The following is an 18,255-nucleotide window of genomic DNA, read 5'->3' as shown; positions in this document are numbered from 1 at the left end:
CAGCTGCCGCCCGGGGAGTGGGGATCGTGCGCCACCGGCGTGGTGTCGGCCCCCGGGCTCAGGTGAGGGCGGCGACGAGCAGGGCGAAGGCGGCGATGATGACGGCGACGCGGACGTAGTGGTAGCGGTCCCAGCGGTTCATCTGCTTCTTCCAGTCGGCGGGCCGGTTGTCAGGGGTCCACGTCTTGCCCCGGTTGTTGATCGGGACGAGCAGCAGGATCGACATGATCACGCTGACGATCAGCAGCGCGGCGGCGGTGACGACGAGGCCGGTGCCGGGGTGGTGCCATCCCGCGACAGCCCAGACCGCGACGAGGACGAGTGAGCCGATGTACCAGAACGGCATCACGGCGCCGAGCATCCGGCCCCCGTGGGAGTGGGCCTGCTGGTTACTGTCCTCCGGGAGGGCGTTGAAGATCGGGTTCATGACGAAGGCGACGGAGAACTCCACCCCCACCATCAGGCCGACGACCACGGTGGTGATGACCTCGAGTGCGCTGAGCATGGTGCCCCTCCCGGGATCTAGCGCTGCTAGCTGATGTAGGCAACGCTAGCGCTGCTGCCGCTTACTTGTCTAGCGGTGCTAGGATTCGAGTTATGTCGGTACAGGAACGCAAGGCACGCGACCGGGCGGTCCGCGAGCGCCTCATCGTGGCGACGGCCCGTGAACTCGCCGAGCAGCAGGGCTGGGACGCGGTCACCACGCGCCGGCTCGCCGAGCGCATCGAATACAGCCAGCCCGTCCTCTACAGCCACTTCCGAGGCAAGCGCGAGATCATCGGCGCCGTCGCCCTCGAGGGCGCCGCCGAGATGGCCATGGCGGTGCGGGCCGCGGCGTCCGCCGCGAACAGCCCGCGCGAGCGGGTCGCCGCCCTCGCCCGTGCCTACCTCGACTTCGCCGAGCGCAACCCGGCGGTCTACGACGCCTTGTTCCAGCTCGACGGCGGCCTGGCGTACGCGCAGGAGGACACCCCGGAGCCGTTGAAGGACGCCTTCGCCGCGCTGATGGAGAGCCTGGGCGAGGTCGCCGGGGACGGCGTCCACCCGGGGCTGTTCACCGAGGTGTTCTGGGCGTCCCTGCACGGCCTTGCGACCCTGACCCGGGCGGGACGGCTGCTGCCGGAGGACGCCGCACAGAGGGTGGAGCTGCTGGTGGACCGGCTCGCCGTGCTCTGACACACCGCAGCCGGGGCCCTCGGGCCCCCGCCGCTGCCTGCCTGCGGCAACGCTTCCGGTCACGCGCGTCCACACGGCGCGGCCGCGGATCGCCGGGCCCCGTACCCCATGCGGGCACCCGCCCCGGAAACTGCGATGCTCATTGATCGCGACCCGATACTCGCCCTAACGCCGCGTCATTCGCCGGTGCCCTCGTCGTCCTCGTCGAGGTGGACGGTCGCCGGGTCACGCAGGGGGCGCAGGCCCTCGCGTGGCGGGCGGGCAGCGAAGCTGTAGCGGCCCAGGCAGTTGAGGTTGGCGTGCTTCAGCGGGGAGACCCGGGCCACGTCCTCGTCCAGGACGTCATGCTCCCGCTCCTCGGGCGGCAGGGCCCGCAGGTGGTCGACTGCGGCGTCGAGGTAGCGCGTTGTCCAGAGCACGGCGGCATTGAGGACCAGGCCGAGCGCGCCGAGTTGGTCCTCTTGCCCCGTCCTGTATGCCTGCATGATCTGTGCGCGCTTGCCGTGGCAGATGTCGCGGGCGAGCTTGTGCCGTGACTCCTGGACGGTGAGCTGCCGGTTCATCTGGCGCCGGTAGGTGTCGTCGACCGTGGTACGCCCCATCCAAGCGGGCGTCGACGAGGATCGCACCACGCGGGTCGGTGCGGGGCAGCTGGAGCCGGAAGGGCTCGTCACGGCCCGGGGCCGTGACGAGCACGGTCAGTGCTGCCTGGACCGGCTCGCTCGGACGCGGTAGGGGACTCAGGGTGGAGGAAACCCCGCCCCCAGCCACGCCCACCACATCGGGATCGTTAGAAGCGATCCGGGCGGCAACCTGACAGAGCCGACTCGACGATTCCGTCGACCAACTCCCGCGCGACCAGGCGGCCCACGGCCGCGGCGAGCGTGACCGCCGAGTGCATCACTGCCAAGTAGAGGCCGGGGACCTCGGCGACCGGGCCGACGATCGGCTCACCGTCGGCCGGCATTGGGCGCACTCCGAGTCGGGTGCTGAGCAGTTCGACGCTTCCGGCGCCATGGAAAGTGGACCGGACGGCGGCAAGGGTCCGTTCGGGTGAGTCCGCGGCGGCGATCAGCCGGTCCGCGGCGACCTGCCGAAGATCGAAGTCCTCAGTGTTGACCACGGTGCGGACCAGACCGGCCGGGGCGCGGAGCCGGAACAGCGGGCACGGCGACGGTTCGACCGGGACGCGCACGCCGAGCGGCGCGCCGAGCGCGGCCGTGGCAACTCCGGCCGCCAGCACCACCGTCGCACCGGAGAGGGGTCCTGCTGCCGTCTCAACCCCGGCAATCTGGCCCGCTGTATCCCGGCGGACCGCGGTAACCGGCGTGTTCAGATGTACCCGAGCTCCATGGGTACGAGCACCCGCGACCAGCCACTCGGTCACGCCCACCGAGTCAACAGCGCCGTCTGCCGGCGCCCAGACCGCCCACTCTGGAGGCTGCCGAAGGGCGGGCTCGAGCGTCGCCACGGTGGCCGCGTCCACGATCGTCTGCCCGGGCCCGGGGTCCGGCGCACTGTCCTGCCTGTTCCAGCTCAGCGAGCCGGACCAGGTCACCGGGAGTCCCGGCAACTCGGCCCCGAGTCGGTGGTACTCCGCCGTTGCGGTGGCCCGCAGCCCGGTGGCCGGACCTTTGAGCACGCCGGACGCTCCGACCCAGGCGAACGAGTCCGCCGTCACGCCGGCGCCTGGCCGCCCGGCGTCGACCAACGTCACGGTGGCGCCCGCCCGGGCGGCGTGATAGGCCACCGATGCGCCGACAATGCCGGCGCCGACGACGACCAAGTCCCTACTCGCCAGTGGGCTCAACATGTTCACGACCTTAACGTCCGCAGCGTCCGCCCGTAAACGCGTCCTTGTCCGTGGTGGTGCAGCCTGCCGCCGCAGTAAATACGCGGTTTACCGCGACAGCGAACCAGGTTGCTGACCAGGGCGGATGCCGCAGGCGACACCTGGTCGTAGCGGTACGAGAACAGACGTGGTCGATCGGGGCCTGGGCGAGCGGTACCGGGGAGCGGTGCAGGAACGCCTGCCCGAGCAGCCGACCCGCCGCACGACGGCACTCTCCGGTGCGAAATACTCTCCCGATGAGTTCACGCACTTCCCCGATCAGCCAGCCGATCACGATACGGAGGGCCGTCGCGCGGGATGCCAAACGGCTCACGCGGCTCGTGCGTGGCTCAGGCGCCTACGAGGGTAAGTACGCAGCCGCAGTCGCGGGCTACCGGGTCGGTCCTGATTACATCGAAGCCCACCGCGCCTTTGTGGCCGTCGGCGCCGACGAGCATGGAGGCCGGGTCATCGGGTTCTACTCGCTCGTCCTCGCTCCACCGGAGCTCGACCTGCTGTTCGTCGCCGACGAAGCGCAAGGACGGGGTATTGGACGATTGCTCGTCGCGCACATGCAGTCCGAGGCCCGTGCCGCCGGGCTCGACCGTGTCAAGGTCGTGTCGCATCTTCCCGCCGAGGACTTCTACCACCGCGTTGGTGCAGTGCGGACCGGGACCGCGCTCGCGAACCCGCCCGCCGTGCCGTGGGACCGTCCCGAATTCGAGTTTCGCATTCCTTCGGAATGACGCGGTGTGCCGGTTTGCAGGGCACCGGCTTCGCCTGCATGGCGGCTGGCGTGCAGGAGCCGCTGGACGCCGCGCGCTCCGAAAGCCGCACTGAGAACGATCATGGTCCGGTCGGTGCGAGGGAGCTGACGCGGTTCTCGTACTCGCAGCGGGCCTTGCGCTGGGCCGTTACTGCCGGGGAGCCGTGGCTGCCGTCGAGCGGCTGGCAGCGGGCGAGGAGCCTGCGGTGCACGGAGGGGACGGCGCTGACGCGCAGGGTGAGTCGGCGATCTTGCCCGGCATGTTGAGGATGACCGGCAGCTCTGGGGCAGGGACGTCGGGGGGGAGGGTCGGTGGGCCGGGGATGTTTGTCAAGCCCCGAATTCCAGGGACATGACGCGGTGCGCCGGGGCGGGGTCAATTGAGGCATGGGTTCACGCAGAGCAGGTGAGCCCACCGGGATGGTCCGGACGGTGTTGACGGGACGTGTGTCCCGCGCCCGTCCTGCTGGAGAACCGGCAGGACCGTTTCGGCGCATTCCTTTCCCCTCATTTCTCACCAAGGAGATTGACCATGGCCCGCACACCTCGTACACGGCGTCTGGCGGTCCTCACCGCTTCCGCCGCCCTGGCCGCGGGAGGCGCGCTGATCCCCACCGCCGCGTTCGCCGCCCCGGCCCAGACCAGCGCCGTGGCCACGCAAGCGCCCCAGCAGGAGGCCAAGACCGTCAGCGGCTACGCCAATGATGTTGACGTCACGTCGTCCTCGTCGGACTCCTCGTCCTCCTCGTCCTCGCAGTCCACGTCGTACGTGGATACGCCGGACTACAGCTCCTACTCGACCTCGTCAAACTGGTCGTCCTCGCAGTCCTCGTCCTACTCGCAGACCTGGGTGTACTCCTAGGCCCCGTCGTCACATTCCCGCCTGCCGCGCGACGCCTGGACCTAGACGAGTCTGTCCACACGCCTGCGGGCGCGAAGAGAGGGTGTTCAGGATCCGTTTGCGGAAACTGTCCTGAACACCCTCGTGACCACCCGACCACCGCCGCCCACCGTCCGCACTGTCCGTGAAGACGATGAGTGGGCTGGGGTCACGCGTCTGCCTGGGCGGCCCCTCGAAGCTCAGCCACTGGGAGTTGCTGTGCCTGGCGGTGATGCAGGCGATGCCCGGTTTCCACCGCGCTGCGGCACGTGTGCACGCACTGCCAGGACATGCTCCCGTACGAATTCCGTCTCATCCCGTTCCTCTTCCTCACGCCACCACATGGGGGTACCCGCGCATGTCCACGCCTTCTCGGGGCCGGCAGCCCGGCCGGCCGCAGCAGCCGTTCCCGCCGCAGGCCCCGGAACCTCACAAGAAGAAGAGCAGGGGCAAGACCTGCGCCGGAGCCGCCTGCCTGGGTGTCGTCGGCATCCTGGTCATCGCCGGCGCGATCACCGCTGCTACCGGCGGCAGGCCCGGCAGCGGTACTGCCAAGAGCCCGGCCGCCGCACCCTCGGCCGCCGGCAACGCCTCCAAGGCCTTTGCCTCGCAGTCCGCTCCCCAGAAGGAGGCGCCGCCGACCGTCACTTACGTCGTCACCGGCACCAGCGGCGCCGACGTACGGTACGGCCCGGCCGGGTCCCCCGCCCAGGGCAAGGTGCCGATGAGCGTGACCAGGCCGCTCGAGAACCGGCAGCATTACGCGATCACCGCGCAGCTTCAGGGGGGTGGCCATGTCACCTGCCAGTTGAAGGTCAACGGCAGGGTCATCTCGCAGTCCACCGCGTCGGGCGGCTACACCATCGCCTCCTGCGAGATCGGCAAGGACACCTTCAGCGACGAGTGGACCCGGTTGTGAAGTGGCTCTCCCTGCAGGGATTGCCGTTGCTGGTCCTGGGTCTGAGTGGCTCCCGGTCACGCTGAGGCCGATCAGCGGCCGGGAGACCTTCTTGCTCGTCATCGATGTGCCGCGGCCGGCGTGCACGGTCTCGGGCACGATGCCGTTGCGGTCGATCGTCTCGCGGATCAACTCCTCGGCGCGGTCGGCTGATTCGGCCAGTTCCACCGTGTGGCCGACGATTTGACATACTCCTTGGGCTGAAGCCCGAGGATTCTGGCCGTCCCACGGGTTGCTGTGCCGCTACGCGGCACGGTTTCCGTGTGGGATTCCTTGGCTTCCTGTTTCTTCACGCTGTGCCAGAACGGGTTATGGTCTTAGCTTGGCGTTTAACCTCGCTGGGCTTGGTGTTCTTTGATCGATTCGGCGCGTTTCACGGTCTTGCCGACGTCGTGGCGCCTGGCCCGTTGCTTGTTCTTCGAGCCGGGAGGCCGTCCGGGACCTGGTCGGGACGGTTTCGGCGCGATTGCCGGGCGGCTGCTGTCGCGCGGACGTTGCGAAACCCCCGGCGGACCCGGGCGGGGGTGAGGCGGCGGGGCTCGCTGGGCCGTTCCCAGGGGCGCCGGAGATCCTCGGCGAGGGGCCGGGCGAGGCGGAGCTGGGTGTGGGCGGCGATGATCAGCCAGGTCCACAGGTCGGCCGTGTCGGGATTCCTGACCTTCGGGGCGGTCCAGCCCAGGGTCTGTTTCATCAGCCGGAAGGTGTGCTCCAGGTCGAAGCGGCGGAGGGAGGACTGCCACCAGCGGTCCACGTCCGCCGGTGCGGCCGCGGTGGCCGGGCACCACAGCCAGACCGGTTTCGGGTCGCGATCGCTGGGCAGGCGTTCGACCTTCAGACGGATCAACGTGCCATGCAGGACGGGGAGTTCTTCCTTGGCATGGTTCAGCCAGGGTCCGCGGTGGGTGAGCCGGGGGTGCATCCGGTCCCAGGCTGTCGTGGTGGCCGTGCCGTAGCGGGTGGTGTCCGCGACGGTCGTGACGTCAGGCTCGTGCCAGCTGTCGGGCTTCTTGAACGTGAGGACGCCGCCATGCCGGCGAGGGCGCCCGCCCCGGGGACCCGACCGGGCGGGGTCGCGGAGCATGACCCGGTCCGAGCGCAGGCGGCCGACCAGCACGACGGGCAGGCCGGCGAGAGCCTGGGTCAGGTAGGCGAGGTCGTAGCCGGAGTTCATCACGATCAGGATGTCCGGATCGCTCGGTCTCCAGTGGCCTGCGCTCGTCAACCGCTGGACAACATCACGCAGTTGGGCGGAAGTGACGGTGGTCGCGTCGTCGGCCGGGCCCAGGCGGACCGCGTCCAGGAGAGCGACCCAGGAGGTGCGGCCGGACTCCAGGGCCGCGACGAATGAGTAGGGCCAGCCGGGCATGAGCTGGTCCGACCTGCGGTCGCCGCGTCCGTAGACATGGCAGAAGAGCCGGTCGCCGCTGGTGGGAGCGTCGGGGCGCAGCCAGTGCGACACATCCACGGCGAGCACGATCCGCCCGTCGGCCGCCTTCGGGGCGCACCGTGCCCGCGCCGGTGCTCGACCGTCAAGGAGAGCTCGACCAGGGTTTTCACCGGCCTGTCCGCGCACAGCACCGCGTCGGTGGGCTCGAAGAGCGCGTCCGCGCGGCTGTACAGGCAGTCGTAGAACTCGAAGCGAAAGTGGGACAGGACGCCCAGTGCGGCGTCGGCGGGACCTGCAGGAGCGAGACTGGCATACACCCGGTCCCAGGCAGGGAAGCCGGCTTGCATCGAGCGCCCCTTGATGCCGTTGTCGGTCACGTACCGGATCGCATCCAGCATCACACGGCGGCAGTAGCCCTCCGCGGCTGCCCGCCCCGGCCCTCCCAGCCAGGCCGGCACCGGCGTCGCGTCCCGCACCACTGCCCACTCCGCGTCCGTCATGTCCGACGGATACACCGGTACCCTCCCCGGGCGATCGGCCGCGTCTTCGAACCTGTGCGCGAGGCAATCGCACGACGACACGCGGGAGTTGGAAGAGACGGGGGCCGTCACCCAAGACTGGAACAACAGGACCTCCTGGCACTCGAGTGGTCGCAAACCCGAGCCATCAAGGGGCCCTGGACTCATGCATCCACCCGGCCGAGATCACCCGACCAAGGACCGTGTTCGATCAGAACCTTCCTCATGATCGATAGAGATACGGCTTCTGATTCAAACCATTCCGCCTTTCCCTGTGGCACGCCTGTGACAGTCGGCGGACACGGCCATGACGTCCGGCGAGCAATCTGAAGAAATCAGGGCAAATCACCCTAAACGGTCAGATCCCTCGCCGGAGGACAGCATCATGAGCGCCACCCTCGCCATTCCGCACATCGAAGCCCCCGCCCCCGCGCTGGCTCCGCGCGAGCGCGAGACGCTCCGACACATCGCCGCTGGCCGCACCTACCTCCAGACCGCCCGCCACATGGGCCTCTCCACCCACACTGTGGACGCCTACCTGCGCCGTATCCGGGCCAAGCTCAACATCACCAACACTGCCGAACTGACCCGCGTGGCCATCGCCCTGGGCCTGTGACCCAGGGGGCCGCGACCGGCTCCCCGTCGACCCGCGCACGTCGGCGACGGTGGGGGTGCTGGCGCAGTCCGCGGGCCGGACGCCGGGCGTCGCCGCCGCTTTGCGGTCAGAAGCTGTTGTCCTTTCGATCTTGAGTGCGATGTGATCGAAAGGACAACAGCTTCTGACCGGCTCTCCGCAGACTGTCACCGCCGGTCCGGCGGCCTTGATTGGGGAACCACCCTCGGTACCCGGCCCTTCACGCAGCGCACCGCCCACCGGGGGCGGTCCGCCCCCTGCCTGGCCCGGGCGCCTCGCCGGGCACCGTGCTGGTGCTTCCTGCCCCGCAGGATCATGCTTGTTGGTAGGGCCCTGGCCCGCGGAGGTTCGCCCGGGAGCAGCGGTCGAGGAACGAGCGAGGCGAGATGAGCGCCGATGGAGCACTTTTCCACTCCTCCTGGTGAACGGCCGGGCGAGGCGGACGCCCCGCTCGAGCCGTCCCGCACCGCCACCGTGACGGCCACGGCCACTGTCGACGAACACGGCATCGTGACGGGGTGGGGCGAGGGCGCCCGGCGCCTGCTCGGCTACGAGCCCTCACAGGTCATCGGCCGCCCTGCCACCCGCCTGCTCGCCGACGACACCGGCGAGGCCGCCCGCCGGGCGGCCGGACACCAGACGGCCGGCAAGGACCGGTGGAACGGCACCGTGGGCTTGCGCCACCAGGACGGCCGCCGCCTCGAACAGCACCTGCTCGCCCACCGCCGCACCCCCACCGGCGGCGCGGCCACCGAGTGGCTCCTTCTCTGCCCGGTGACCGGCCCGCCGCCGCACCCCGAAAACCACCCGCAAGGCGCACCGGGCGCACCGGGCGTGCGGGGGCAGGAGGAGGAGCCGGGCGGGCTGAGGGAGCTGAAGCAGTGGGCGTTCGCCCAGTCACCCTGCATGCTGGCCGTCTTCGGCACGGATCTGCGGCTCATCGCGGCGAACACCGGCATGGAGCGCGCCCTCTCGCTCACCGAGGCCGAGATGCGCGGGCTGCGCCTGGTGGACATCGTGCCGCATCCCGGGGGCGAGGAGATCCAGGCGCGGATGGGCCGGGTGCTTCAGGACGGCGAGCCGCAGTGGACCGAGGCCTTCCTCTCCGCCGCCCCTGCCGGATGCGCCGACGGCCCGGAATCCGGCCGGCCGGTGTCGCTGACCGCGCTGCGCGACGCAGCGGGCCGGCTGCGGGGCGTGTGCCTGACCGCGTACCAGGGACACGAGGAGCACACGCAGAGGCAGCGGATGCTGCTGAACGAGGCCGGCGCCCGTATCGGCACCACCCCGGACATCGCCCGTACAGCCCAGGAACTCACCGACGCCGCCGTCCCCCGCCTCGCGGACTTCGCCGCCGTCGACCTGCTCCCCGCACGCGGCGAGGAGGTGGGCGCCACCGCTGTGGCCGGGCCAATCACCATGCGCCGCGCCGCCGTGCGCTCGGTCCCGGAAACAAGCCCCGAGTCCCCGCTCGCCGCCGGCGAGTCCAGCACCTACCCGGCGCTGTCCCCGGTGGCCCAATGCCTGGCAACGGACCGCGGGGCCCTCTACGAGATGACCGGCCCCACCCTTGCCCGGTGGGCGGGCGAGGACCCGGGAGCGGCCCGGATGAGCGAATGGGGCACACACTCGCTCATGGTGGTGCCGCTGCGCGCCCGAGACACCACCCTGGGCGCCGCCCTCTTCAGCCGCCACCACAACCGAGCCCCCTTCACCCCCCTCGACCTGCAGCTGGCCGAGGAACTCACCGCCCGGGCCGCCCTGAGCATCCACCACGCCCGGCGCCACACCCGCGAACGCACCACCGCCATGACCCTGCAGCGCAGCCTGCTCCCGCGCACCCTGCCCGAGCAGGCCGCCCTCGAGATCGCCTCCCGCTACCTGCCCGCCGACCCCCTGGCCGGCGTCAGCGGCGACTGGTTCGACGTGATCCCGCTGTCAGGCGCACGCGTCGCCCTCGTCGTCGGCGACGTCGTCGGCCACGGCATCCGCGCCTCGGCCACCATGGGCCGGCTGCGCACCGCGGTAAGCACCTTGGCCGACGTCGACCTGCCGCCCGACGAACTGCTCACCCACCTCGACGACCTCGTCATCCGCCTCTCCGCCGACGAAGCCACCCCCGAAGGCGCCCCCGAAGGCGCCGGCGGCATCGGCGTCACCTGCCTCTACGCCGTCTACGACCCCGTCACCCGCCGCTGCACCCTCGCCCGGGCCGGCCACCCCCCGCCCGCCGTGGTCACTCCCGACGCCGCCGCCTACCTCCTCGACGTCCCCGCCGGCCCCCCGCTCGGCCTGGGCGGCCTGCCGTTCGAGGCCACCGAGACCGAACTACCCGAAGGCAGCCTGCTCGCCCTCTACACCGACGGCCTCCTCGAACCCCGGGACCACGACATCGACGAAGCCCTCGACAACATGTTCGCCGCCCTCGTCCGCCCCACCCACACCCTCGACACCGTCTGCGACCACGTCCTCACCGCCACCCTCACCCACCGACCCGACGACGACATCGTCCTGCTCATCGCCCGCACCCGCGCCCTCAGCGCCGACCGCGTCGCCACCTGGGACCTGCAACCCCACCCCGCCGCCGTCGCCCACGCCCGCCAAAATGCCACCGCCCAGCTCACCACGTGGGGACTGACCCACACCGCCTTCATCACCGAACTCATCGTCAGCGAACTCGTCACCAACGCCATCCGCTACGGCAAACCCCCCGTCCAGCTCCGCATGATCCACCACAACACCACCCTCATCTGCGAAGTCTCCGACACCAGCAGCACCAGCCCCCACATGCGCCGCGCCCGCGTCTACGACGAAGGCGGACGCGGCCTCCTCCTCGTCGCCCAACTCGCCGACCGCTGGGGCACCCGCCACACCCCCACCGGCAAGACCATCTGGGCCGAACAAACCGTCACACCTGACGCGGGGGAGTGATGAATCAGGCTCTGCCCCGTAGTCGGTGGCGACGCCGAGTAGCCACCCTCGATCATGATCTTGTGGTGGATATCAACTCCCTTATGAGGACGGTGTTTTCGGGGCTTTCGGCGCTGGTCGTCGAGGACGTGGCGGACGGCGGCGACGCGGTGGTGGTCTCGGCCCGGACCCGGGACGTGGCGGTGCCGTGTCCGGTGTGCGGGACGCCGAGGGCGAAGGTGCACGGTTATCACCGCCGAACGGTGAGGGACGTGCCGGTCGACGGCCGCCAGGTCATCGTCCACCTGCGCGTACGGCGGCTGGCCTGCCCGGCCCTGGGCTGCGCCGGCAGACCTTCCGCGAGCAGATGCCCGGACTGCTGGAGCGCCATCAGCGCCGCACGGTGGGTCTTGTCGGGCAGATATCCCAGGTGGCGCGGGAGTGATGCAGCCGGGCGGTCGCACCCCTGGCCGGCCTGCTGGCCGTGCCCGTTTCCCGGAGTGCCGCGCTGCGCCATCTGCGGCGCCTGCCGCTGCCGCAGCAGGCCATCCCGCGGGTGATCGGCGTGGACGATTTCGCCCTGCGCCGCCGCCACCGCTACGCCACGATCATCACGGATGCCGAGACCGGCCGACGCGTCGCGGTCCTGCCCGACCGCGAGGCACCGACTTGGAGTCCTGGCTGCGCGAACATCCTGGTGTCCAGGTCGTGTGCCGGGACGGCTCGGCCACCTATGCCGAGGCCGTCCGCCGTGCCTTGCCCGACGCGGTGCAGGTCAGCGACCGATGGCACCTCTGGCGAAATCTCTGCGACAAAGTCCAGCTCGAGGTCCGCGCGCACGCCGGTTGCTGGGCCACCATCAACCCGCCCCGCCCCGGCGGAGTACGCGAGCAGACCACCCGCGAACGCTGGAACAAGGTCCACGATCTGATCGGCCAGAGCGTTGGCCTGCTCGACTGCTCCCGCCGCCTCGGCCTGGCCCTGAACACGGTCAAACGCTACGCCCGCATGGCCGAACCCCAGGCCCTGCGCATCGCCCCCGCCTACCGGCGCACCCTCGTCGACCCCTACCGCGAGCACCTGCGTCGGCGCCGTGCCGAGGATCCCGCCGTCCCGGTCACTCACCTCCTCGAAGAGATCCGGGAGTTGGGCTACACCGGCAGCGCCAACCTGCTGGTCCGCTACCTCAACCAGGGCCGCGCCGAAGGCGACCGCCCCGTCACCACCCCACGTCACGCCAGCCGCCTCCTGCTCACCGACCCCGAAAATCTGCGCCCGAAGCAAACGACCCTGCTGGAGAAGATCGCCGCGGCCTGCCCAGAGATGACCGCACTCGCCGATCTCGTACGCGGCTTCGCCGCCCTGCTGAAACCGGCCGAGGGCAACGACGTGAAACTCACCGAGTGGATCACGACCGCCCGGGCCACCGACGTGCCGCACCTGCGCAGCTTCACCAACGGTCTCGAAATCGACCGGTCCGCCGTGAACGCCGGCCTCGTCTTGCCCTACCACAATGGCCGCACCGAAGGCGTCAACACCCGCACCAAGAGGATCATGAGGCAGATGCACGGACGCGCCGGATTCGACCTCCTCCGCCACCGCATCCTTCTGCCTTGACGGCTACTCGGCGTCACCACCGACTACGGGCCAGAGCCGAACGATTTACAGTCCCCTTCGTCGCTCCATTGGTCGAGGAGGATGTCGCTGGGCTGCTCGATGGGTTCTGCTGCCCCAGCGTGTAGGGGCTGTTCGGTCCAGATGATCTTGCCGTTCGGGGTGTAGCGGGTGCCCCAGCCCTGGGCGAATTGGGCGACCAGGAAGAGCCCGCGTCCGCCTTCGTCGGTGGTTTCGGCCCGGCGTAGGTGGGGGGAGGTGCTGGAGCCGTCGGAGACCTCGCAGATCAGGTTGCGGTCGCGTAGGAGCCGCACGTGGATGGGCTGAGTTCCGTATCGGATGGCATTGGTGATCAGTTCGCTGAGGATGAGCTCGGCGGTGAACTGAATGTCTTCCAGGCCCCACACTTGTAGCTGCCGGCCGCATTCGCCGCGCACTGGTGCAACGGCGGCTGGGTCGGAGGGGACGTCCCAGTCAGCGACCTGAGCTGGGTCCAGCATGCGGGTGCGGGCCACCAGGAGCGCGACGTCGTCGCGAGGGCGGTCGGGGACCATGGTGTTGAAGACGGTCTGGCAGGTCTCCTCCGGAGTCTGGGTAGCGGGGCCGCTCAGCGTGTCAAGGAGCAGCATGAGGCCGGCATCGAAGTCGCGGTGGCGGTCCTCGACGAGTCCGTCGGTGAACAGCACCAGGTGGGAGCCCTGGGCAAGCTGCAGCTCAGTGACCTCGATGGGCAGGCTGCCGCAGAGACCCAGGGGCGGGGAACCGGGGATGTCAGGCAAGGAGACGGTGCCGTCGGGGCGGACAAGTGCGGGCCCCGGGTGACCGGCCCGGGCCATGCTGCAGCGGCCGCAGACGGGATCGTAGATCGCGTACAGGCAGGTGGCTCCGGTGACGCCCGTCCCCGCCCCCTCGTCCGTGCCGGTCTGCTCCTGATCGACCCGGGTGACCAGATCATCGAGGTGGGCGAGGAGTTCGTCGGGGGGCAGGTCCAGGGCGGAGAAGTTGTGCACCGCGGTGCGCAGCCGACCCATGGTGGCGGCGGCGTGCAGGCCGTGTCCGACCACGTCGCCCACGACCAGGGCGACACGAGTTCCTGGCAGGGGGATGACGTCGAACCAGTCCCCGCCCACTCCAGCCTGCGCGGGCAGGTACCGGTAGGCCACTTCCAGGGCATCCTGCTCCGGCAGGCCCAGGGGGAGCAAACGGCGTTGCAGGGTGACGGCCATGGCGTGCTCGCGGGTGTAGCGACGGGCGTTGTCGATACACACCGCCGCCCGGGCGGCCAGCTCCTCGACCAGGGACAGGTCCTCCTCTGCGAAAGGCTCCTTCCGCGCCCGCCAGAAGGTGGCCAGCCCCAGCATGACACCCCGGGCCTGCAGCGGCACCGCGATCAGCGAGTGGAGGCCGCATGCCAGGATCTTCTCGGCCTGCTGGGGATCCCACGCCCGCCAGCCGTGGGCGGCCTCGAGGTCCCTCTCGAGTACCGCGTGCCCGTGCTCCACGGCGGATGCATGCGGTGTGGACGGCGCGAAACTGATCAGCTCGCCGGCCGGGTAGAGGGGCTGACCGGTGAGCCCAGAGCTGACCGCGGTACGGCGCAGTTGGGTGCGTTTTCCGGTCGGCTCGTCTCCCCGCGGCACCGGATCGAGCAGCTCGACGGTGGCAATGTCGGCGAACCGCGGGACGACCACCTGCGTCAGTTCCTCGGCCGTGCGCCGCACGTCCAGCGTGGTGCCGATCCGCATCCCGGCCTCATAGAGGAACTCCAACCGTCCCTGGGCTCGCCGCTGCTGTTCGTACAAGCGGGCGTTGTCCACCGCCAGTCCGGCCCGGCGGGCGATGTCGTCCACCAGGGTGAGCTCGGCCGGGCCGTACGGCTGCGGCTGCTCGGCGCGGCCGACGGTCAGCGCGCCCAGCACCACCCCGCCCAGACCGTGCAGCGGCGCGATGACAGCGGAGCGGATACCGGTCGCCCGGATGAGATCGCGCTGCTGGACCGCGATGCCGGTATCGAGGGAACCCTCGTAGTCCGCAGGGCTCACGATCACCGGGAGGACGCCGCGCAGCACCCGCGCGAGCGGCATGTTCTCGGTCTCCGAGACCGGCGGCATGGGGCCCTCGAACTCCTCCGCGTTCACAGATGCGCCGTGGTGATGGTGGACGACGGCCACGCGCTGCACCTCCCCGCTCTTGCCCAGGAGGTCCACCACAGCCCAGTCACCCAGCTGGGGGACGAGCAGCCGGACCAGTCGGCGCAGCGTCTCGTGCGAGTCCAGGGTCGAGGTGAGCACGGTGGTGATCTCCGCGACCAGCGTGAGACGGCCGATGACGTCCGACAGCTCTGCCGCAGCGTCGGAGGACTCGGCGGCCGGAACTGCGCGCGGCGGGTGCTCGTAGAAGATCACGGCTCCGCCGTTCGTGCCGTCCTGCGTCCGGTAGGGCACGCCCAGACAGGCCACGTGGATGACGGCGCCGTCGCCTCGTTCGAACCACTCGTCCGAGTGCGCGGTGGTGCCGCTGAGGAAGGCGCCGAGCAGACGGCAGGCGTGGCGCGGGGAGGCGCCGCCGCCGGGTCCGCGATGCAGCAGATCATGGCTGTCGTGGCCGATCATGTCGGCGGCGGACCGCACGAGCAGGGTCTCGGCGCGCGGATTGACCCAGATGATGTGCGACTTGTCGTCCAGGATGTACACCCCGGCGCTGAGCGCGGCCATCATATGCTGAAGTAGCACGGCGTCTGCGTGCGGCGATGTCTGGCCTTCGCCGTTCCGGTCCACAGCCATAGCGTCCCCCCAGCCCTTACCGCTTGCCACCGGGCGTGGCGCCGCCGCGGCCGTGGGCCCACACGGCGAGCGCCTCGAAGTCCTCCCCCGTCGGTCCGATGCCCGGGTGGATCCAGCGCGGATACGCGGGCCCGCTGTGGTGGCCGCGGACCCAGTCCAGGTCCCGCCGCGTCACCTCGTCGTCCACCCAGGCGAACGCCCTGTGGGGCTCGGAAAGTCGTCGCTGCAGGTCAAGCCGTATAGCGGTACTCGTTGATGACGCCGCCGAGGACGCGGGTCCGCAGGAGTCGGCGGCCTTCGAGCTCGTGTATGGCGATGGGCTGCTGGTCGGCGCCCGGAGGTAGTTGGTTGCGGGCCCGATGGGGCGGTGCTCGTTGTAGTGCCACTGGTAGGTGGCCAGGACCTGCCGGGCGTGAGCCTCGTTCACGATGAGGACATGGTCGAGGACCTCGCGCCGGATTGTGCCGATCACCCGCTCGCAGTGGGCGTTCATCCGAGGGGCCTGCGGTGCACTCTTGGGGATCTGCATCTCCTCGGCCTCGAAGACGGCGTCGAAGCACTGCCCGTACTTGCCGTCGCGGTCACGTAGCAGGAAGCGCAGGGACTCCATGCGCAAGCCGAGGTCGGCGGCAAGGTTCCGGGCCTGTTGCACCGCCAACTCCCGGGTGGGGTGAGCTGTGACGCCCGTGATGTGCAGCCGCCGAGTGCCGTGCTCGAGGAACACCAGCCTGCGATCTCTCGGTTTCGGGACAGTGGGGTGAGTGACAGTGGGCCTGGGTGTGTTGATGCTGGTGGGTGGCGGTTTAGGGGCGTAGGGCCACTGTCTTGGACGTGAGAGGGCGGTATGTGAGTGCATAGGAGTTTTGTCGTCGCCTGAATGTGTGGCGGTGCGGCGTCCCGGCCGGTCGGCGGCCATGGGCATGTTGGGCTGGGCACCGTGAGCGAGCGCAAGCCCTACAAGACCGACGTGAGCGACGAGCAGTGGGCGCTGGTCGAATGATCGCCGCGTGGAAGGCCGCGCATCCCTCGGTCAGCGGCCATCAGGGCCGGTACGAGATGCGGGAGATCGTCAACGCGCTGCTCTACCAGGGCCGGACCGGCTGCCAGTGGGACCTGCTTCCGCACGACTTTCCGCCACCCGGCGCGGTGAAGTACTACTTCTGCACCTGGCGCGACGACGGCACCGACCAGACCATTGAGCCCCTTCCAACCTGGCTGTGAGGTCGAGGGGTTGCGGTGAGGGGACGACGAAGCCCCAAGTAGATGGGGTGTCGGCTAACAGCAACCTTCTCCGCCGAGCCCCCGAGTCATTGCCCACCCATCCGGGCTACATCTGTCCACTTCAGCACCGCGGCTGCTGTGGCGGGAGCTGACCGCTCGGCCACGACAGATCGGCACCCGGCGGCGGCTGACCTGCAGGCGTCAGGCGCTGACGACCTTGGCCCACCTGCGCTGCAAGCACGTCTTCGCCGAGCTCGCAGCCAGATTCCGCAGGGGCCTGCCCCCAGCCGTAGCGCCGCGCGAAGTCAAAAACCAAGCTGCGGAGGAACGTCTGATCGCACGAGGCGGACTCGCGCGGCTGGTATGCGGCCGGGCAGGTAGACGAATCCGTTGCCGTTGTCGAGGAGCAATCCCTCATCGATGTCGTCCACGGACCAGAGATCAACCGGCCCACCGGTGTTGTTGATCTGAAGGAGGAACTCTGCTTCCTCCTCGCCTCGACAGACGAAGATCCCCTCCACCTCAGGGCGGCGACTGCCGGCGATTCCCGGTGCGGCGCCCATCCGGGTCCAATCCAGGCCGTGCTGCGCGATCGACTGCCGATTGAGCACGGACGAAACGTGGAGGAGGTTCGACGTATCAAACACGCCAGGAGTATAGGAGGCAGTGAGGCTTCCGCCTCAGGTTGAGGCGGTCAGCTCCAGGGTGATGACGGCCTTGACGAGGTCGGTGATGCGGGTGGTGCTGCAGCGGAGCTTCCGCAGCAGGCGCCAGGACTTGAGGGTGGCCATGGCCTGTTCGCCGAGTGCGCGGATCTTCGCGTGGGCGCGGTTGACGGCCTTCTTCCCGACGGAGAGCTTGTTCCAGCGGCCGCGGAAGGGGACGCGGACGGCAGGGCCGGAGCCCTGGTACGCCTTGTCAGCCCAGCACCGGATGTCGGCGTTGTTGAGGGCGTCGAGCAGACCGTGGGAGCGGGCTGCCCTGATGTCGTGGACCGCGCCTGCCAGGGCCGGCGAAACCCAGATGAGCTTCCCGAACGGGTCGGTGAGGACTTGGACATTCATGCCGTGTTTGCGGTGCTTGCCGGAGTAGAAGGGACGGTCCGCCGCGATGCGGTCGATGGGCAGCAGGGTTCCGTCCAGGATCACGAATGCCTTGCCTGCGGCAACCTCCATGGCCTGCTGGAGGGTAGGGGCGAGGACGGCCAGGACGTCCACGGCCTCGGTGACGTAGCGGTGGGCGGTGGCCAGACCGACGCCGAACCCGACCGCGAGTTGGGCGAAGGTGTGACCGCAGCGCAGGTGGGCCGGGGCCATCAACGCCTGTCGTCCGCACGTGAGTCGACGCCAGCGGGTACCGATCCGTCGCCACCGAGCGGTCAGCTCCCGCCGCAGCAGCCGCAGTGCGGAAGTGGACAGGTCCAGTCCGGAGGGGTAGACAAGCACGCGAAGCTCCTGGCAGCGAAGGTTGATCTTGGTCGACAACCCATCTACCAGGAGCTTCGTCGTTCCGCCACGCCAACCCCAGCGACTCCCAGTCATGTTGGAAAAGGCTCATTGACTGTGCGACGAAAGCGA

Annotated in this window: 14 protein-coding genes and 5 pseudogenes; 9 read left to right on the top strand and 10 right to left on the bottom strand. The window is 69.8% G+C overall.

From position 1 onward, the window contains the following. Positions 1-58: 58 nt before the first annotated feature. Positions 59-505: a DUF1772 domain-containing protein gene (locus tag ACWC91_RS31860; protein WP_225080987.1), complete on the bottom strand. Its 447-nt coding sequence runs from the start codon at positions 503-505 to the stop codon at positions 59-61. A gap of 92 nt (positions 506-597) precedes the next feature. Between ACWC91_RS31860 and ACWC91_RS31855 the strand changes: the two genes are divergently transcribed. Next, positions 598-1,176, top strand: coding sequence for a TetR/AcrR family transcriptional regulator (locus ACWC91_RS31855; RefSeq protein WP_225080986.1), 579 nt, complete (start codon positions 598-600; stop codon positions 1,174-1,176). 176 nt (positions 1,177-1,352) lie between these two features. Here ACWC91_RS31855 and ACWC91_RS31850 read toward each other — a convergent pair. Together ACWC91_RS31850 and ACWC91_RS31845 are read right to left on the bottom strand one after the other, a co-directional pair. Then, a pseudogene (locus ACWC91_RS31850) lies at positions 1,353-1,763 on the bottom strand (Tn3 family transposase); the annotation flags it as partial. 203 nt (positions 1,764-1,966) lie between these two features. After that, on the bottom strand, positions 1,967-2,989 hold the full coding sequence (locus tag ACWC91_RS31845; RefSeq protein WP_225080985.1) for an NAD(P)/FAD-dependent oxidoreductase: 1,023 nt from the start codon (positions 2,987-2,989) through the stop codon (positions 1,967-1,969). Between the two features lie 275 nt (positions 2,990-3,264). Between ACWC91_RS31845 and ACWC91_RS31840 the strand changes: the two genes are divergently transcribed. After that, entirely contained in the window at positions 3,265-3,753 is a 489-nt protein-coding gene (locus tag ACWC91_RS31840) for a GNAT family N-acetyltransferase (protein WP_225080984.1), read from the top strand. 100 nt (positions 3,754-3,853) lie between these two features. Here ACWC91_RS31840 and ACWC91_RS31835 read toward each other — a convergent pair whose 3' ends face one another. Further along, entirely contained in the window at positions 3,854-3,985 is a 132-nt protein-coding gene (locus ACWC91_RS31835) for a hypothetical protein (RefSeq protein WP_263638905.1), read from the bottom strand. Between the two features lie 320 nt (positions 3,986-4,305). Here ACWC91_RS31835 and ACWC91_RS31830 point away from each other — a divergent pair, with 320 nt between their 5' ends. Together ACWC91_RS31830 and ACWC91_RS31825 are read left to right on the top strand one after the other, a co-directional pair. After that, entirely contained in the window at positions 4,306-4,635 is a 330-nt protein-coding gene (locus ACWC91_RS31830; RefSeq protein ID WP_225080304.1) for a hypothetical protein, read from the top strand. A 376-nt stretch (positions 4,636-5,011) separates the two neighbouring features. Beyond that, entirely contained in the window at positions 5,012-5,572 is a 561-nt protein-coding gene (locus ACWC91_RS31825; protein WP_450726131.1) for a hypothetical protein, read from the top strand. A gap of 368 nt (positions 5,573-5,940) precedes the next feature. On the opposite strand, the pseudogene ACWC91_RS31820 reads toward ACWC91_RS31825, so the two are convergent. Continuing rightward, positions 5,941-7,273, bottom strand: a pseudogene (locus tag ACWC91_RS31820) (NF041680 family putative transposase). Between the two features lie 628 nt (positions 7,274-7,901). On the opposite strand from ACWC91_RS31820, the gene ACWC91_RS31815 reads away from it, so the two are divergent. From ACWC91_RS31815 to ACWC91_RS31805, 3 genes and pseudogenes are all read left to right on the top strand, one after another. Beyond that, positions 7,902-8,132, top strand: coding sequence for a response regulator transcription factor (locus ACWC91_RS31815; protein WP_141365842.1), 231 nt, complete (start codon positions 7,902-7,904; stop codon positions 8,130-8,132). Positions 8,133-8,546: 414 nt separating this feature from the next. Continuing rightward, positions 8,547-11,081, top strand: coding sequence for a SpoIIE family protein phosphatase (locus ACWC91_RS31810; RefSeq protein WP_450641601.1), 2,535 nt, complete (start codon positions 8,547-8,549; stop codon positions 11,079-11,081). 62 nt (positions 11,082-11,143) lie between these two features. Further along, a pseudogene (locus ACWC91_RS31805) lies at positions 11,144-12,677 on the top strand (ISL3 family transposase). A gap of 23 nt (positions 12,678-12,700) precedes the next feature. On the opposite strand, the gene ACWC91_RS31800 reads toward ACWC91_RS31805, so the two are convergent. The 3 genes and pseudogenes from ACWC91_RS31800 to ACWC91_RS31790 all read right to left on the bottom strand — a co-directional run. Continuing rightward, positions 12,701-15,406: a SpoIIE family protein phosphatase gene (locus tag ACWC91_RS31800; protein WP_450641599.1), complete on the bottom strand. Its 2,706-nt coding sequence runs from the start codon at positions 15,404-15,406 to the stop codon at positions 12,701-12,703. 67 nt (positions 15,407-15,473) lie between these two features. Continuing rightward, positions 15,474-15,644: a hypothetical protein gene (locus ACWC91_RS31795; protein ID WP_225079703.1), complete on the bottom strand. Its 171-nt coding sequence runs from the start codon at positions 15,642-15,644 to the stop codon at positions 15,474-15,476. Positions 15,645-15,687: 43 nt separating this feature from the next. Beyond that, positions 15,688-16,184: pseudogene (locus ACWC91_RS31790) on the bottom strand (integrase core domain-containing protein); the annotation flags it as partial. A gap of 150 nt (positions 16,185-16,334) precedes the next feature. Between ACWC91_RS31790 and ACWC91_RS31785 the strand changes: the two are divergent. Then, positions 16,335-16,457 carry a hypothetical protein gene (locus tag ACWC91_RS31785; protein ID WP_450641598.1) on the top strand — a complete coding sequence of 41 codons (123 nt, stop codon included), beginning with the start codon at positions 16,335-16,337 and terminating at the stop codon, positions 16,455-16,457. 53 nt (positions 16,458-16,510) lie between these two features. Continuing rightward, positions 16,511-16,630: pseudogene (locus ACWC91_RS31780) on the top strand (transposase); the annotation flags it as partial. Positions 16,631-16,983: 353 nt separating this feature from the next. Here the strand turns inward: ACWC91_RS31780 and ACWC91_RS31775 are convergent. Both ACWC91_RS31775 and ACWC91_RS31770 read right to left on the bottom strand, forming a co-directional pair. Next, positions 16,984-17,325, bottom strand: coding sequence for a hypothetical protein (locus tag ACWC91_RS31775; RefSeq protein WP_450641597.1), 342 nt, complete (start codon positions 17,323-17,325; stop codon positions 16,984-16,986). 33 nt (positions 17,326-17,358) lie between these two features. After that, on the bottom strand, positions 17,359-18,123 hold the full coding sequence (locus tag ACWC91_RS31770) for a transposase family protein (protein WP_450641595.1): 765 nt from the start codon (positions 18,121-18,123) through the stop codon (positions 17,359-17,361). Between the last annotated feature and the right edge of the window lie 132 nt (positions 18,124-18,255).

The sequence above is a fragment of the Streptomyces sp. NPDC001204 genome (assembly GCF_053598035.1).
This window is presented reverse-complemented; position numbering and strand designations above follow the sequence as displayed.

Coding starts and splice junctions, on each gene's coding strand:
- ACWC91_RS31830 (WP_225080304.1), top strand. CDS start 4,306: ATGGCCCGCACACCTCGTACACGGCGTCTGGCGGTCCTCACCGCTTCC.
- ACWC91_RS31855 (WP_225080986.1), top strand. CDS start 598: ATGTCGGTACAGGAACGCAAGGCACGCGACCGGGCGGTCCGCGAGCGC.
- ACWC91_RS31815 (WP_141365842.1), top strand. CDS start 7,902: ATGAGCGCCACCCTCGCCATTCCGCACATCGAAGCCCCCGCCCCCGCG.
- ACWC91_RS31825 (WP_450726131.1), top strand. CDS start 5,012: ATGTCCACGCCTTCTCGGGGCCGGCAGCCCGGCCGGCCGCAGCAGCCG.
- ACWC91_RS31810 (WP_450641601.1), top strand. CDS start 8,547: ATGGAGCACTTTTCCACTCCTCCTGGTGAACGGCCGGGCGAGGCGGAC.
- ACWC91_RS31840 (WP_225080984.1), top strand. CDS start 3,265: ATGAGTTCACGCACTTCCCCGATCAGCCAGCCGATCACGATACGGAGG.
- ACWC91_RS31785 (WP_450641598.1), top strand. CDS start 16,335: ATGTGTGGCGGTGCGGCGTCCCGGCCGGTCGGCGGCCATGGGCATGTT.
- ACWC91_RS31845 (WP_225080985.1), bottom strand. CDS start 2,989: ATGTTGAGCCCACTGGCGAGTAGGGACTTGGTCGTCGTCGGCGCCGGC.
- ACWC91_RS31860 (WP_225080987.1), bottom strand. CDS start 505: ATGCTCAGCGCACTCGAGGTCATCACCACCGTGGTCGTCGGCCTGATG.